This window comes from Vibrio qinghaiensis (assembly GCF_002257545.1).
Lineage (GTDB): Bacteria > Pseudomonadota > Gammaproteobacteria > Enterobacterales > Vibrionaceae > Vibrio > Vibrio ordalii.
Genome location: NZ_CP022742.1, coordinates 81348 through 97017 on the forward strand (window position 1 = coordinate 81348; position 15670 = coordinate 97017).

13 protein-coding genes are annotated in these 15670 nt (G+C 45.7%); all 13 read left to right on the forward strand.

Annotation, left to right across the window (positions count from 1 at the left end):
• The first annotated feature begins 77 nt into the window (after positions 1 to 77).
• The 13 genes from CCZ37_RS13755 (at position 78) to vasI (ending at position 15669) form a co-directional block, all read left to right on the forward strand.
• Positions 78 to 1109: an SEL1-like repeat protein gene (locus tag CCZ37_RS13755; protein WP_244187306.1), complete on the forward strand. Its 1032-nt coding sequence runs from the start codon at positions 78 to 80 to the stop codon at positions 1107 to 1109.
• 386 nt (positions 1110 to 1495) lie between these two features.
• Positions 1496 to 2005: a type VI secretion system contractile sheath small subunit gene (gene tssB, locus CCZ37_RS13760; RefSeq protein ID WP_094500952.1), complete on the forward strand. Its 510-nt coding sequence runs from the start codon at positions 1496 to 1498 to the stop codon at positions 2003 to 2005.
• A gap of 49 nt (positions 2006 to 2054) precedes the next feature.
• Complete coding sequence (tssC, locus tag CCZ37_RS13765; RefSeq protein ID WP_167372434.1) at positions 2055 to 3530, forward strand: type VI secretion system contractile sheath large subunit; 1476 nt, start codon at positions 2055 to 2057, stop codon at positions 3528 to 3530.
• 2 nt (positions 3531 to 3532) lie between these two features.
• Positions 3533 to 3970, forward strand: coding sequence for a type VI secretion system baseplate subunit TssE (gene tssE / locus CCZ37_RS13770; protein ID WP_094500956.1), 438 nt, complete (start codon positions 3533 to 3535; stop codon positions 3968 to 3970).
• Positions 3971 to 3976: 6 nt separating this feature from the next.
• A complete protein-coding gene (tssF, locus tag CCZ37_RS13775) occupies positions 3977 to 5746 on the forward strand; it encodes a type VI secretion system baseplate subunit TssF (RefSeq protein WP_094500958.1) in 1770 nt (589 codons plus the stop codon).
• Positions 5710 to 6732 carry a type VI secretion system baseplate subunit TssG gene (gene tssG, locus CCZ37_RS13780; protein WP_094500960.1) on the forward strand — a complete coding sequence of 341 codons (1023 nt, stop codon included), beginning with the start codon at positions 5710 to 5712 and terminating at the stop codon, positions 6730 to 6732. The genes tssF and tssG overlap by 37 nt, the downstream gene beginning before the upstream one ends.
• Before the next feature lie 4 nt (positions 6733 to 6736).
• Positions 6737 to 8209, forward strand: a complete 1473-nt coding sequence (gene tagH / locus CCZ37_RS13785; RefSeq protein ID WP_094500962.1) for a type VI secretion system-associated FHA domain protein TagH — start codon at positions 6737 to 6739, stop codon at positions 8207 to 8209.
• Positions 8210 to 8238: 29 nt separating this feature from the next.
• Entirely contained in the window at positions 8239 to 8691 is a 453-nt protein-coding gene (tssJ, locus tag CCZ37_RS13790) for a type VI secretion system lipoprotein TssJ (protein ID WP_231140460.1), read from the forward strand.
• A 4-nt stretch (positions 8692 to 8695) separates the two neighbouring features.
• Complete coding sequence (tssK, locus tag CCZ37_RS13795; protein WP_094500964.1) at positions 8696 to 10030, forward strand: type VI secretion system baseplate subunit TssK; 1335 nt, start codon at positions 8696 to 8698, stop codon at positions 10028 to 10030.
• A 2-nt stretch (positions 10031 to 10032) separates the two neighbouring features.
• The gene (gene icmH / locus CCZ37_RS13800; RefSeq protein ID WP_094500966.1) at positions 10033 to 10806 is read left to right on the forward strand and encodes a type IVB secretion system protein IcmH/DotU; all 774 of its coding nucleotides are present in this window, start codon (positions 10033 to 10035) and stop codon (positions 10804 to 10806) included.
• A 23-nt stretch (positions 10807 to 10829) separates the two neighbouring features.
• Complete coding sequence (gene tssH, locus CCZ37_RS13805) at positions 10830 to 13448, forward strand: type VI secretion system ATPase TssH (protein ID WP_094500968.1); 2619 nt, start codon at positions 10830 to 10832, stop codon at positions 13446 to 13448.
• A gap of 2 nt (positions 13449 to 13450) precedes the next feature.
• A complete protein-coding gene (locus tag CCZ37_RS13810) occupies positions 13451 to 15013 on the forward strand; it encodes a sigma-54 interaction domain-containing protein (RefSeq protein WP_167372435.1) in 1563 nt (520 codons plus the stop codon).
• The gene (gene vasI, locus CCZ37_RS13815) at positions 15010 to 15669 is read left to right on the forward strand and encodes a type VI secretion system-associated protein VasI (RefSeq protein WP_094500973.1); all 660 of its coding nucleotides are present in this window, start codon (positions 15010 to 15012) and stop codon (positions 15667 to 15669) included. Before CCZ37_RS13810 ends, vasI begins: the two co-directional genes overlap by 4 nt.
• The last annotated feature ends 1 nt before the right edge of the window (position 15670 follow it).

A 15670-nucleotide genomic window follows, 5' to 3' on the forward strand; every position in this document is an offset into this window, starting at 1 on the left:
AATAGATGACAAGCACACCACTATAATCAGCAATATCCACGATTTTGATCGTGTTTTAATTGGTGGATGTCATATCTATGTGGGTTAAAACGTGTGTGATCTTAGCAATATTTTTGCCATTTTCTTCAACGGCGGTGCGCGCGGAAGCGGAGCAAGAAAACTATCAAGCCATTGATGCGTATGAAGTGGGAGATATGTCTCCAGAAAAAGCGTTTGCTACCGGACGGCTGCTTCGAGCGCAATACAAAAATATGGAGTCGAGGCCCTATCTTAAGTATGCAGCAGATAGTGATAACCCAGATGCTGCTTTTCTCTATGCGATGGAACTTTCGAACTACAAAACGACCATCAGAACCCCTCCTGAAGCGCGCGAGTACTTACTTAAAGCCGCAGAGCTAGGCAATCGTCGCGCCATGAAACATCTTTATACCGATGCTAAGTGGTTAAGAGATCGCGATGTGCAGTATTGGAAAAGCCAGTATTACGATAGTTTGATTCGTTTAGGACGAGATGAGCCTGCACAAGCCACTTACGAGCTTGCTCAGTTTTACAAAGGTATGGATAACGAGATGTATAGCCACTATCTCGATAAAGCGGTCAGCTTTAATCACCCACGGGCATTGATGGATAAAGCAAAGCAAGTTCAAGCTGGTAGCGGTCTGTTTTTAATGCCTGGAGAAAGAGAGACAAAAGTCAGAGAGCTCTATCTCGCCGCAGCGAAAACAAACTATATTCCCGCAATGAGATTTTACATTGATATTTTGGAAAGCAAAGGCCGCTTTAAAGAAGCTTATCAATGGCGATTGATGGCATTAGAGCAAGGTGATATTACTTCTTTAGCTACGATTATTAAGATCCTGCTGGGTGACAGTGCCTCTTATCAATTTGTCATCCAAGACAGAATTAAAGCGAAAGCCTATTTAGACTTGTACCTCACTTACGCTGGCACTGAGCGCATGCAATCACTCTACTCTACGTTACAATTAGAGGAAGAAAGCCTAGCTGGTAAGATGAGTGATGAGGAAAAGCTTCAAGCTAATGATATATTTATTAACTATAAGAATAATCTGAATTTTTATTATCATGATGTCTTTTGGGATATTAATTAGTTAAATTATACAGTATTAGAAACGGCATATTTTTTGGGGTGAAGATCATATTTTTGTGATTTTTTATATTTAAAATGCTCCTATATGAATAGAATGTGCCGAGAAATATAAATCCTCACGAAAAGTATCAATAAATCCGATGGGGTAATTTAGGGAAGAATTTAAAAGCTAATGCTAATTAATGAGCTTTATTGTTTAAAGTCTCATTAAAATCTACCAGATAATAAATATTAAGAGACTTGAGTTTTATTAGAACTTAAGTCCAATAGATTTAACTTTAATTTTTACAACGTTATGTAACCTTCGGCCTGAGTAAGTGGTAACAAGTTTAGCTACGCTCTGTCCGTAATTTTGACAATGATTGGCATAGGTATTGGAGACGTAATATGTCTAAAGAAGGAAGTGTAGCTCCTAAAGAGCGGATTAATATTAAGTATATTCCAGCAACGGGAGATGCACAGGCTGAAGTTGAATTACCACTAAAAACTTTGGTGGTGGGTGATTTTAAAGGCCATACCGAAGAGACACCACTTGAAGAGAGGCAGACCGTTTCAGTGGATAAGAACAACTTTGAAGCGGTTATGCGTGAAAGCGAGTTGAAACTGACCACTACAGTGCGCAATAAACTGAGTGGCGATGAAAATGCTGAGCTTCCTGTTGAGCTTAGTTTCAAATCTCTTGCTGACTTCGAACCGGATTCAGTGGCAGCACAAGTTCCAGAATTAAATAAATTGGTTGAGCTACGCCAAGCTCTTGTGGCCTTAAAAGGTCCTTTGGGCAATATTCCCGCGTTTAGAGAGCGTCTACAAGAGCTACTAAATTCGGAAGAATCGCGTGAAAAACTTCTATCTGAGCTAAGCCTAGTGAGCGGCAAAGAAGAAGAGCCTCAAGCATAAGGCTTGATCAACCCAACTGTTTATTTAATCAAATTTAGGAACGAAATTGATGTCTACTACTGAAGCCGTCTTAGAGAGACAAAGTGCCACCCAAGGCAGCTTACTTGATGAAATCATGGCACAAACGCGCATTGCACCGACTGAAGAAGGCTATGATGTTGCGAAGAAAGGGGTTGCTGCGTTTATTGAGAATCTCATCGGTTCGAATCAAACAGAAGAGCCTGTTAACAAATCACTCGTTGACCAAATGCTGGTTGAGCTTGATAAGAAAATCAGTGCTCAAATGGATGAGATTTTGCACGAAGAGCGTTTCCAGCAGATGGAATCGTCATGGCGTGGTTTGAAACTGTTTATTGACCGTACTGATTTTCGTGAAAACAACAAAGTTGATTTGTTGCATGTAACGAAAGATGAGCTGCTTGAAGACTTTGAATTTGCACCAGAAACGACGCAATCCGGTCTGTATAAGCACGTTTATTCTTCTGGCTATGGCCAATTTGGTGGTGAGCCGACGGGCGCTATCATCGGTAACTTTGCTTTCACGCCATCAACCCCTGACATGAAGCTACTTCAATACATGGGTGCACTTGGTGCGATGGCTCATGCTCCATTCATTTCTAGTGTAGGCCCTGAGTTTTTTGGTATCGATTCTTTTGAAGAGCTACCAAATATCAAGGATCTTAAGTCAACATTTGAAAGCCCTAAATACACTAAATGGCGTTCTTTACGTGAATCAGAAGATGCTCGTTACCTTGGCTTGACTGCGCCTCGTTTCTTATTGCGCGTACCTTATGATCCAACGGAAAACCCAATTAAATCATTTAATTATGTGGAAAGTGTCAGCGCTTCACACGAACACTATCTATGGGGTAACACCGCGTTTGCTTTCGCTACTCGTCTAACGGATAGCTTTGCCAAGTACCGTTGGTGTCCAAACATCATTGGTCCACAAAGTGGCGGTGCGGTTGAAGATCTGCCAGTGCACGTGTTTGAATCGATGGGTGCACTGCAAAGTAAGATCCCGACGGAAGTGTTGGTGACTGACCGTAAAGAGTTTGAATTAGCAGAAGAAGGCTTCATTGCTTTAACCATGCGTAAAGGCAGTGATAACGCCGCATTCTTCTCTGCAAACTCGATCCAAAAGCCAAAAATATTCCCTAATACTAAAGAAGGCAAAGAAGCGGAAACCAACTACAAGTTGGGTACGCAACTGCCATATATGATGATCATCAACCGCCTTGCACATTACGTCAAAGTGCTACAGCGTGAACAAATTGGTGCTTGGAAAGAGCGTCAAGATCTTGAGCGCGAGCTTAATGGTTGGATCAAACAGTACGTGGCTGACCAAGAAAATCCACCAGCAGACGTACGTAGCCGTCGTCCTCTTCGTGCTGCAAAAATCGAAGTCATGGATGTTGAAGGTGAACCAGGTTGGTATCAGGTCTCTCTCTCTGTTCGTCCTCACTTTAAGTACATGGGTGCGAACTTTGAACTGTCATTGGTTGGTCGATTAGATCAAGCATAACAATGACTTATATTGCACCTGAAGAGAGTGCATTTGGTGTCGGCTTCTTTGAACGTTTAGAAGCTGGCACCAAACCTATGTCTTTGACCCAAGGACCAAATGCATGGGATGTGCTCCAATCAATCAAACGCAATGTTTCCAATATTTTGAATACCCGCATGGGTGAGGCGCAAAGTGCGCCAACGTTAGGTTTAGTGGATTTTAACGATGCAACGTTAGAAACCTTAGACTTATCGTTGCGGATTAAGCTTGCGATACAAAGCTGCTTAGACGCTTATGAGCCCCGCTTACGAAATATTGTGATTCGATCCGAGTCAGACGCGTTTAGCCCTTTGATGCTGCGCTTCCACATTGTGGCCGAAATAAACAGTGATGCGTTACATGAGAAAGTGCAGTTTAACCTGTTACTGGATCAAAACCGAAAGTACCGAGTGTATTAGAAAATTATGGCTCAAGATAAGTACTTCAGAGAAGAGCTTGCTTTCCTTAAGGAACAGGGAAAGCATTTCACTGAAATTCATCCTCAACTCTCTCGCTTCTTGCACGGCAGAACGACGGATCCTGATGTCGAACGTTTACTGGAAGGTTTCGCCTTTCTAACGGCTCGCCTGCGCGAAAAAGTTGAAGATGAATTTCCAGAACTAACCCATTCCATCATCAACATGTTATGGCCAAACTACTTACGGCCTGTGCCAAGCATGAGCATTGTCTCCTTCACTCCAGATAAAAGTGTCAGTGATAAGCAGCCAATCGCTCGTGGCACTCAGCTCGATAGCAAGCCTGTTTTCGGCACCAAATGCCACTTTAGAACCTGTCGTGACGTGCAGATTTACCCACTGAAATGTACTGACGTCACTGCGCAACATACGAGAGAAGCGACCATCATCGAAGTGTCGCTTAATATGTTGGGTGAGATAAGCGTCGGTGATGCGCATCTTGATGATCTACGCTTCTACTTAGGCGGTGACAAATACAGCTCGCAAATGCTCTATTTATGGCTCAACCATTATCTTGATAAGGTTTGTGTTGAAGTGGCAGGAGTTGAATTTACTCTGCCTCGCCATAGTTTTAAAACGGTTGGATTTGATAGTGAGCAGTCACTTTTGCCTTATCCGTCAAATGTGTACGAAGGCTATCGAATTTTGCAGGAGTATTTATCGTTTCCTGAAGCATTTCACTTCTTTGATATTACGCGTTTAGCTAGCGTAGTGCCGAAATCGGTGCACGGTGCGTTCAAATTGAAAATCAGCTTTTCAAAAACCTTACCTGCCGATGTTCGAGTGCGCCAGGATAATTTCCAACTGTACTGCACCCCTGTCATTAACTTGTTTGAACATGATGCCGATCCGATCGATTTAACGGGCAGGCGCTCTGAATACCGTATCGTTCCTTCTAGCCGTTACCCTTCTCACTATGAAGTGTTCAGCGTTGACGGTGTATACGGTTGGCAAGATAAAACTCAAGCTAGCCAACGGATTCGTGGTGAAAAACGTGTTTATTCAGCATTTGAAAGTTTTCAGCACGAAGTGGAACGAGTGCGAAATCGTGAAGCGCTCTACTACCGCACGCGAGTAAAAGACAGCATCCGTGGTGATGGATTTGATAATTTCATCTCTTTCATTCGCGGAGATGAAACGCAATCGATGCATGTCGATGAAGCCATCTCGCTCAAACTTACCTGCACCAATCGCTTATTGCCTCTGGAACTGGGGGTCGGTGACATTTGTGAGCCGACAGACAGCTCACCCCCCTTTGCCACTTTCAGCAATATTACCGTGCCTTCACAATCTCTGCGCCCAGTACTGGATGGCAGCCTATTGTGGGTATTGATTTCTAACTTATCGCTGAATTATTTATCGCTGCTGTCCAAAGATGCCTTAAGTAGTGTGTTGCGAGCTTACGATTTCAGAGCCTTGGTGGATCGCCAGGCGGAGCGTGTTGCGCGTTTGCGTCTTGAAGGGATCCAAAAAATTGAGTCGCACCCCGTGGATAAAATATTGCGTGGGTTGCCCGTACGAGGGCTGCAATCAACCATCCATATTGATCAAAACTGCTTTGGTTCAGAAGGGGAGCTTTACCTCTTTGGCACTGTGCTTAGTCACTTTTTTGCCCTCTATGCCAGCATCAATTCGTTTCATGAGCTGATTGTTATTAATGCGTCCAATCAAGAGAAGTACACATGGGGATCACAGACAGGAATGCAGCCATTGATCTAGAGATGGCTGCGGCGACTGTGCCGGAGCCTCTACTGGGTTTGCCAAGCGATGTACGAACGTACAACTTCTACCAGTTGGTGGAACTGCTGCAAAAACTTAATGCGCTTAATCCTGAATCAGAAGATTGGGAGCGGACATGCCAATTGGTATTCAGTGCCAACCCCAGTTTAGGTTTTGCACCAGCGGATGTGACGGATTTGCGTGAGCTTGCAGATGAGCGCCTGATTTTGCAAACCAATTTTTTTGGATTAACGGGTGCGCAGTCACCGTTGCCTGGTTTTATTTTGCAGCAATTGGTTGAAGAAGATCCCGGTGGTTTCAAGCGGCCTTTTTTAGATTTTTTTAATAACCGGTTGATTAACCTTGTGTATCGCGTATGGCGAAAGTATCGCTATTACGTCCGTTTTCAAGCGGGTGCGCAGGATCAATTTTCATCACAGCTGTTCGCTTTAGTCGGTTTGGGTGATGCGGACTTGCGCGGCGAAACACCGATAAATTGGTGCAAGATGTTGGCTTATGCGGGCACTTTGGCTGGCCGAAGTCGTTCACCGCAAGTGGTGTCTGGCATCATAGCACACTGCTTTGATCTGCAAGAGGTTAGTATTCGCCAGTGGGTTCGCCGCAAAGTTCGGATTGAGCCTTATCAGCAGTTTTGCTTAGGTAAGCAGAATGGTGAGCTTGGGATCAACAGCATGTTGGGTGAGTCAGTAATGGACTGTAATGGTAAGTTTGTTATCTGTATCAAAAACTTAACTCGAGAACGATTTGCCGATTTTTTGCCATCAGGCAAAGAACATCAACCGCTGTGTAAGTTGGTGGAGTTTATTTTACGAGAGCAGATGGCTTACGACCTTGAGCTGACCATGCACGAGAGCGAGGCTCCGGTGATGAGTTTATGCCATGACAGTGGTGTCGCTTTGGGTTGGTCATCATTTTTAGGGCGCGATTTGGCGGACAAAAGCGTGCTTATACAAGTAAGGCAATAGCGATATGCAGAAGAAGCGAATGCTTTCAATGGTAGTGACGAATGTGCAACTACTGGAATCAGGATTATCCGCACAAGCGATGTTTAATGTGCAAGGCGGTGTGATTGGCTCTGCAAGTGATGCGCATTGGCAGCTTCGTGACGGTAAAGGGAAAATTCAAAATCATCACTGTGCCATCCGTGTGATTGATGGTGCGTTTTGCATTCAAGATCTGGTTGGTAATACCTATGTTAATGGTTCCCATAAGCCGTTAGGACAAGGTGCTTCGGCTAAGTTGGAGCATAAAGATGAAGTGTCCATTGGCCCTTACCAAATTCGTGTCATTTTTGGTCAAGTGGGTGAAGACGATTCTCTGATTAATGGCTCTTTGGATCAGCTGTTTGCTAAAGAGGGGCTCGATCTACTCAAAGATGGTCCATTGGATGATATCAGCCGCGACGAGGATGAACCAGAGCCGAGTTCAATGGACCCTATCGCCGCTTTAGATGATTTGTTGCAAGGCATTAAACAAGAAGAGTCGTTGCTTGAGGAGACGGAAAAACCGCTCGCACAAGCACAATATTCATTAGTGCCTGAATACGATAGCCAACAGTCGCAATTGCAGTTTACACCTCAAGCAGACAGCGAGTATGAGATGACGTCATCGATTCGATTAAAGAAAATTCTCGGTTTTGGCAAAACCTCCACCGATTTGCCACCTATTCCGGCTGTTGAGCACCATGAGACTGCGCAACCACCGACTCATTTGAACATTAACAACAGCATTTACAACGCACCTGAGGGCTTAGCGATGGATGATAAAGTATTAGATCTACTTGAGGAAGAAGTGGCGAAAAGCTACCAGCCTCACTCAGAGCAGCACAGCAGCTCGTCAAACAATGCTTCACACTTATTGACCGGCCCCATGCTCACCGGGCTAGGTGTTGACGTTGGCAATAGCCACGATATGGCGAAAATGCACATGCTTTCAGAAGAGCTTGGGCAATCGTTGCAAGCGTGTGTGCAAGGTTTGCTTGAACTTCACCAGCAAGTGAGTGAAGGGCGTTTTGGTATGATGAATCGTAACTTGCAACCGATTGAAGATAACCCACTTCGCTTGGGGCTATCATACCAAGAAACCATTCGTACTCTGTATGATGCTGATAAAAGTGTGGTGCACTTGTCCGCCCCTGCGGCGATTGCCGAAAGCCTAAAAAATGTGCGCGACCATAACGAAGCAATGCAGCACGCCACGAGTGAAGCCCTAAATCAGATTCTTAATGCCTTTTCTCCTCAAGTGCTACTGCGTCGTTTCCAACACTACAAGCGCAATAGTGATGCACAGAATCACTCTTCAGATTCTTGGGCGTGGGAGATGTATTGCCACTATTACCAAGAGCTCACTTCTAATCGCCAAAAAGGATTTGAGAAACTGTTTTGGGAAATTTTCGAGCAGTCTTACGACAAGAAAATTCGTGAAAAACAGCTGGAGCTATAACGGTGAACAAGCGGTCTTTTGTCCTGCTGATGCTACTGACGGTATTAACCGCCTGTAGCTCATCAGAAAAGTATGAGCCAGCCACACAGCCGACCAAGGTAACGTTCAGCCTCGTTAGTGATGAAGGTACTAACCCTAATATTTGGGGTGAAGCGTCGCCGATAGAGGTTCAAGTGTTTGAGCTCAAAGATGATTCGATGTTTATGTCTGCCGATTATGACCAAGTAAAAGCAGACTACAAAAAAGCGTTACGCAGCAATTTTATCGCCAATTACGATTATGTAATGACACCAGGCCAGTTTAAGTTTGTGAACGCGTTCGAGATTGATGAAGGCACGAACTACATTGGGGTCATGGCGCATTTTGCTGAACCTGAGCTGAGTGAATGGAAAAAGGCCGTCAAAGTGCTTAACAAAGGTAGGGAATACCATCTTTTGATGTATTTCAAAGACTACGATGTAAAACTGGAAAGGGTGGAATAACAAGATGTTTGCGCGTAATCGTGTCATTTGGAATGAAGGTCTATTCATTAAACCGCAGCATTTCCAGCAGCAGCAACGCTATTTTGAATATCATATTGATGAACGCATCTCATCAGTCAGTGGCTATCTTTACGGAGTATCAGAGTTATCACTTAACCCTGAATATCTCTCTTTTGGTCGTATCGCGATCGAACGTGCGGTCGGCATTATGCCTGATGGAACCGTTTTCCGTATTCCTCAGGAAGATGTGTTGCCAGATGCGCTCGAGATTGCCGATGCTTCGCTTGCAAACCAATTGGTCTATTTAGCGGTGCCACTTCGCAGTGAATCGTTAATGGAGATTAACTGGCCCGAAGAGCGTGGAACCGGGCGTTACTTAAGCAATCGTTTAGAAGTGCGCGATGTGCATACCGTGCGCGGTGACACCACGACGCTAGATGTCTCACCTGTTCGTGTGCAGTTGATGCTTGAAAAAGAAGACAGAAGCTCTTATGCCTCAATTGCGATCGCTCGTATTTTAGAAAAACGTCCTGATGGCAGTGTCGTGCTCGATCCGGACTTTATTCCGTGCCATCTTAATGTGGCGAGCAATGCGGCTTTGCACCGTTTCATTAACGAAATATCCGGGTTAATGCGCGAGCGTGCCAAAAACATTGCTCAACGTATCAGTTCTCCCTCTCAAGGTGGGGTCGCGGATGTGTCTGATTTTATGCTGTTGCAAGCCCTGAATCGTCTACAACCCCAGATGCAACACTTGGCAGAGCTACGCAGCTTGCACCCGGAACGTTTATTTGAGTGCCTGTCATGCGTATGTGGTGAGTTGGCTACATTTACCGATGAAAGTCGTTTACCACCGAGCATCCCGAGCTACAACCATGAAATGCCGACCCACTCTTTTGGGCCGCTGATCCGCAATTTAAGACAGAGCCTAAGTATCGTGCTTGAGCCTAGAGCGGTCTCGATTCAGTTGGATAAACGTAAGTACGGCCTGATGGTTGCCCCAATCCACGACCCTCAACTGGTTGAAAGCGCAGAATTCATCATCGCGGTGAAAGCACGTATGCCATTAGATGAACTGCGTCGGCTCTTTACTCAGCAGACAAAAGTATCGTCAGTGGAGAAAATCCGCGAACTCATTTCACTGCAATTACCGGGCATTCCAATTACACCGTTGCCAGTTGCGCCAAGGCAGTTGCCTTACCACGCCGGTTATACCTATTACCAATTGGATAAAACCAGCTCGGCATGGTCAATGTTAGGCCACTCAAGTGGTTTTGCTTTCCACGTGGCGGGTGCGTTTGAAGATCTTGACCTGCAATTCTGGGCGATTAGGAGCTGATAATGGCCATTGATAAAAAAAACACCCAATACAGCGGTCTGCTTTTTGACAGCGTCGAGCAGATCAACCATGACCAAGATTACTGGTTTCAACTGCGTGGTGATAACCCGAATATTTTGATTGATGCTGCTACCCCTCTGTTTGGTTTGTCGCTGCGCGTACGCAGTTTGTCCGAGTGCGACAACATTGAGCTGATTTACAAACAGACAGTGGAAGAGATTAAAGCAATTGAAATCGAGCTGGCCGAGCAAGGGTTTGAGCACGCGATTTTGATGGCTTATCGCTACATTCTGTGTGCGTTTTTGGATGAAGCCGTTATGGGAACCGAGTGGGGTGCATCTAGCGTATGGGCTGAGCATTCAATGCTGTCCCGCTTTCACAATGAGACTTGGGGCGGCGAAAAAGTCTTTACCATCTTAAGTCGACTAGAGGGTGAACCTAAACGTTACCGCGCGTTGCTAGAGTTTATCTATCAATGCCTAGTGTTAGGTTTTGAAGGTAAATATCGTGTGATGGAAAGCGGTCACAATGAGCGTGAAAAGGTGATCAGTCGTTTACATGACACCATCAGTTCGCTGGATGAAAACGAGCCGAAAGAACTGACATCAGCTACAGATCATGTGGTGAAATCAAAATATAAGTTAAGCAGACAGGTACCAGTTTGGTCCGTATTGCTTGGTTTTGTCGTTATTTGGGTCGGTGTATTTTTAGGCTATTCCTATTTACTGCACAGCCAATCGGCAGATGTCTTAAACCAATTGAACCAAATACTCTAATTATAAAAGGCTAGGTGATTGTAGTGATCCGTATTGAATTACCCACATTAATTTCAAAACTTAATGGACAGAGTAAGTTAGCCCTAGAGCAAGCCGCCTCACTATGTATTGAACGTCAGCACCCAGAAGTGACCTATGAGCACTTCTTGCATGTGTTGCTAGAGAACCCACTTTCCGATGTCCGTGTCATTGCTAAGCACGCTAATTTAGATGTGGAAACCGTAAAGCAAGCCATCAGTGCCAGTTACGCTCGTGAACAAGTGTTAGATACCTATCCAGCATTCTCGCCACTGTTGGTTGAGCTATTGCAGGAAGCTTGGTTGCTTTCTACCACTGAGCTGAATCAGAATCAGCTTCGTTCAGGTGTGGTGTTTTTAGCCGCGTTGATGCGCGCTGATCGTTATCTACCAATTAAACTAATCCGTCTTTTTGAACACATCAACAAAGAGAGCCTAAACAAAGGGTTTGATACGCTGCTGCAAGACTCTTCCGAGTCGGCGGTTGCAAAAAGCAAAGCGGGTTCTCAAGCTCCTGCCGCGCTGGACGCTGCGTCATCTTCGCCACTGCATAAATACTGCACCAATGTTACGGCGCAAGCACGTAATGGCGAACTCGACCCAGTATTGTGCCGTGAAAACGAACTCAATTTGATGATCGACATTTTGTGTCGTCGTCGTAAAAACAACCCCATCGTAGTTGGAGATGCTGGTGTTGGTAAAAGCGCCATGATTGAAGGGCTTGCATTGCGCGTCGTTGCGGGCAATGTGCCGACACAGTTGCAAAATGTAGAGTTGTGCTCACTCGATCTCGGCTTGTTGCAAGCGGGTGCTTCAGTCAAAGGTGAATTTGAAAAACGTCTTAAAGGCGTGATTGATGCGATCAAAACCTCGCCTAAACCGATCATTTTATTTATCGATGAAGCGCATACTTTAATTGGCTCAGGCAACCAAGAGGGTGGCAGTGATGCGGCCAACTTGCTCAAGCCAGCTCTTGCGCGAGGCGAGCTCAGTACCATCGCGGCCACCACATGGAAAGAGTACAAAAAGTATTTTGAAAAAGATCCGGCGCTGACTCGTCGTTTCCAGTTAGTGAAATTAGAAGAGCCGAGCATCAGTCAAGCAGTAGATATTCTGCGCGGCTTGAATCGTGTTTACGAAAAAGCCCATAACGTATTGATTACCGATGATGCATTGAAAGCCGCCGCCGAGCTTTCAGCGCGTTACATTTCAGGTAGACAACTGCCGGATAAAGCGATTGATGTGTTGGATACTGCTTGCGCGCGTATTGCAATTAATATCACCACACCGCCGAAGCGCTTAGCGCAACTAGAGACCGCTTGCCATCAACGTCAACTTGAAATTGATATGCTTGAGCGTGCTCAATATTTAGGTCAAGTGGTTGATTCGCATCGCTTGGATGAGCTGTGTAGCCAAGAAGTGGCCGATGAAGCTGAAAAAGCGGCCTTGACTCAAAGCTGGCAAGAGCAAAAAGCGATCATTGAGCGCATTATTACTCTGCGTGAGCAGCTTTTAGATGGTGCAGAGGCTCGTGATGAGGACACTCAAGCTGAGCGTGATGCATTACTTGCTCAACTACAGGCACAATATCAAGCGTTAGAAGAGATCCCTCATAATGATCGCCTCATGCATCCACAAGTCGATGCACAGCAAATCGCGGAAGTAATTGCGGATTGGACGGGGGTGCCTGTTGATCAAATGAACAGCGATGAGCTGCATAAAATCACCCACCTAACGGCTATTTTAGGTGAGGCAATCAAAGGGCAAGATACTGCGATTGAACGTGTTCACCGTAACTTATTAACGGCGCGCGCGGATTTGCGCCGTCCGGGGCGTCCCAAAGGTTCCTTCCTACTCGTGGGTCCAAGTGGCGTTGGTAAAACCGAAACTGTGGTGCAACTGGCGCAACAACTTTATGGTGGTAAACAATTTTTAACTACTATCAACATGTCGGAATATCAAGAAAAGCATACCGTTTCACGCCTGATTGGCTCGCCTCCGGGTTATGTTGGTTATGGTGAGGGTGGCATTCTTACCGAAGCGATTCGTAAAATGCCGTACTCTGTGGTGCTGTTAGACGAAGTTGAAAAAGCGCACCCAGAAGTGCTCAATATTTTCTACCAAGCCTTTGATAAAGGTGAGCTGGCCGATGGTGAAGGTCGAGTGATCGACTGCCAAAACATCGTCTTCTTCCTCACCTCGAATTTAGGTTACCAAACCATAGTCGATTACGCGCAGCAGCCTCAGTTGCTTGATGAGCAGCTTTACCCAGAACTGGCGGCTTTCTTCAAACCCGCCTTACTGGCTCGTATGGAGATTATCCCGTATCTACCGCTCAGCAAAGAAGTGCTAGAGCAGATTGTGCGTGGCAAGTTAACCCGCCTTGAGCAACTCTTTAAACAGCGTTATGCCGCTGACGTGGTGATTGAAGATAGCTTGATCGAAGAGATCTTAAGCCGTGCCACGCGCTCTGAAAATGGGGCTCGTATGCTGGAAGCGATCATCGAAGGTCAATTACTACCACCGATTTCATTAGCTTTGTTAAATAAATTGGCTGATAAACAACCAGTGCAACGCATCTATTTAGCGGCGGAAGAGGGTGAGTTTATTGGAGAGGTTGAGTGATCATGAGTCACTGGTTAGCTTACGCAACCGAGCTTGTTGTCGCGAGAAAGCCTAGCCAATTGGCCGCATTGTTTGTAGAAACGCTGCGCCGAGAGCTAAGGCTCGATACCTGCTTGTTACTGGTTCCCAGTTCAGACGGCCGTACCTTAGTGCCACAGGATAACCCGCTGAATTTAAGCTGGTCGGTCACCGATTTTGATTGTCCGTTTGCCCATGTATTGCAATCGGCCAAATCGATGCATTTAACCGCTGATGAATTGGTTTTTTGGCAATCTAACCGCCTGTTTAGCCAACTCACTGGCAGTGTCGGCATGTTAGATAGCGTGGTGGTACATCCGTTACCGAATGGTGATACACAAGTTCAGTCTATTTTGTTGTTGATTGGCGAAAATCATACCTTGGAAGGTTTATTTGAACAGCTCGATTTTATCAAGTATGTGGATGTTTTTTGCCATCAGTGGTCGCTGCTTAATGAGATGCAACGAGAAGAACAAAATCGCCAAAATTTATCAGAATCCTTGTCTGACGCTCAGCGTGATAACGCTCGTCGCTCATTAATTGCGAGCCTCTCTGGAACCTTGATTGGCAACAGTTTGGCAATGAAAAAATTAAGAGAGCAGATCATCAACGCCGCGCCATCGCAGCTTTCAGTGATGGTGCAAGGTGAAACAGGCACAGGTAAAGAGTTGGTCGCGCAAGCGGTGCACCAACTCTCGCCCCGCAAACAAGCGCCATTTGTTGCTATTAACTGCGCAGCTATTCCTGAAAACTTATTGGAAAGTGAATTGTTCGGCTATTGCAAAGGGGCGTTTTCCGGTGCGGATAGTGATAAACAAGGGTTGATTGCGCAAGCCGATGGCGGAACCCTGTTTTTGGATGAAATCGGTGATATGCCGCTGAGTCTGCAAGCGAAATTACTACGGGTATTAGAATCTCGCTCTTTTCGGCCAATTGGCGGTAAAAAAGAGCAGTCTTCTGATTTTCGTTTGGTTTCAGCAACGCACGTCAACCTCCTTGAACAAGTGCGTAATAAGTCGTTTCGTCAGGATCTTTATTACCGCTTATTTCAGTACCCGATTACTTTGCCACGCCTAGCGGCAAGGATGGATGATATTGAACGGCTTAGCCAACATTTTGTGCGCAGCTTCAATCAGCAGCATGCAACCAACATTCGGGGTGTGCACTATAAAGCGATTGATTGCCTAAAGCGTTATGACTTTCCCGGTAACGTACGTGAACTCAAGCACCTTATTGAATTTGGTTGTGCGCAAACACTCGATGGTACACAGGTGGAGGAGGCTTGCTTTACACAACGTTTAGCCTGCACTAAACCCGCTCAGCAGCCTGAGGCCGAACGACATGATCATAAGGCCGCAAAAACCGAGTCAAGCGTTAGCCGCGTAGTGGATGATCTCAAACAAGCGGTGAATGAATTTGAGTCTCGTATTATCCGTGAGCGCCTCCAATATTTTGCTGGTGACAGGGCTAAAGCGGCCAAAAGCCTCGGTATTCCCAAGCGAACTTTGGCCTACAAATGCCAAAAGTTGGAGATTAAAACACCATGAATAAACGGCTGTTTAGGCTTACTGTTTGCCTCTCTACCATGCTGCATTTCCCGATGGTAAATGCGGAAAATGACCTTGTAGCACAAGCAGAGCAATGCACCACGCTCACGTCTCGGTTAGAGCGACTGAGCTGTTTTGATCATCTATTCAAAACGCCTTCTGACGTGGTGATGCCTCAAGCGGCAACGCCCAATGTGCCGCTATCTTGGCAACGCGCCTTTGATAGCCTCAGCCAGTATCAAGACGGGGAAGCAAGTCACTTAACCGTTGAGGGCGACGATGATAAAGGGAATGCGTGGATTACTTTGGTTGCGTTAAATCAAAATACAAAGTTTGACGATAACGCTAAACCTGTTCTGCTGATGAGCTGTATCGACAATTTGAGTCGAGTGGAATTGGCGTTTCCTAGCGCGATTGATGACCCTCGCATCCAAGTTTCGATTGCCAATATGCAGGCACAATCTTGGCGTAGTGACGATTTAGGTTTGCTCTTTTCCTCAGGTCGCGGCATGCCAGCGATTGATATGATGAAAGCGATGGCGCGAGAAAAGCGCCTGGTGCTGCGTTCAAACTCTCCTTTTGTTGATGGGTTGCAGTTTGATGCTGGTGAGCTTTCGCAGTCGTTGATAGCACTAAAAACACGTTGTGGTTGGTAAG

Coding starts and splice junctions, on each gene's coding strand:
- CCZ37_RS13755 (WP_244187306.1), top strand. CDS start 78: ATGTGGGTTAAAACGTGTGTGATCTTAGCAATATTTTTGCCATTTTCT.
- tssB (WP_094500952.1), top strand. CDS start 1,496: ATGTCTAAAGAAGGAAGTGTAGCTCCTAAAGAGCGGATTAATATTAAG.
- tssC (WP_167372434.1), top strand. CDS start 2,055: ATGTCTACTACTGAAGCCGTCTTAGAGAGACAAAGTGCCACCCAAGGC.
- tssE (WP_094500956.1), top strand. CDS start 3,533: ATGACTTATATTGCACCTGAAGAGAGTGCATTTGGTGTCGGCTTCTTT.
- tssF (WP_094500958.1), top strand. CDS start 3,977: ATGGCTCAAGATAAGTACTTCAGAGAAGAGCTTGCTTTCCTTAAGGAA.
- tssG (WP_094500960.1), top strand. CDS start 5,710: ATGGGGATCACAGACAGGAATGCAGCCATTGATCTAGAGATGGCTGCG.
- tagH (WP_094500962.1), top strand. CDS start 6,737: ATGCAGAAGAAGCGAATGCTTTCAATGGTAGTGACGAATGTGCAACTA.
- tssJ (WP_231140460.1), top strand. CDS start 8,239: ATGCTACTGACGGTATTAACCGCCTGTAGCTCATCAGAAAAGTATGAG.
- tssK (WP_094500964.1), top strand. CDS start 8,696: ATGTTTGCGCGTAATCGTGTCATTTGGAATGAAGGTCTATTCATTAAA.
- icmH (WP_094500966.1), top strand. CDS start 10,033: ATGGCCATTGATAAAAAAAACACCCAATACAGCGGTCTGCTTTTTGAC.
- CCZ37_RS13810 (WP_167372435.1), top strand. CDS start 13,451: ATGAGTCACTGGTTAGCTTACGCAACCGAGCTTGTTGTCGCGAGAAAG.
- vasI (WP_094500973.1), top strand. CDS start 15,010: ATGAATAAACGGCTGTTTAGGCTTACTGTTTGCCTCTCTACCATGCTG.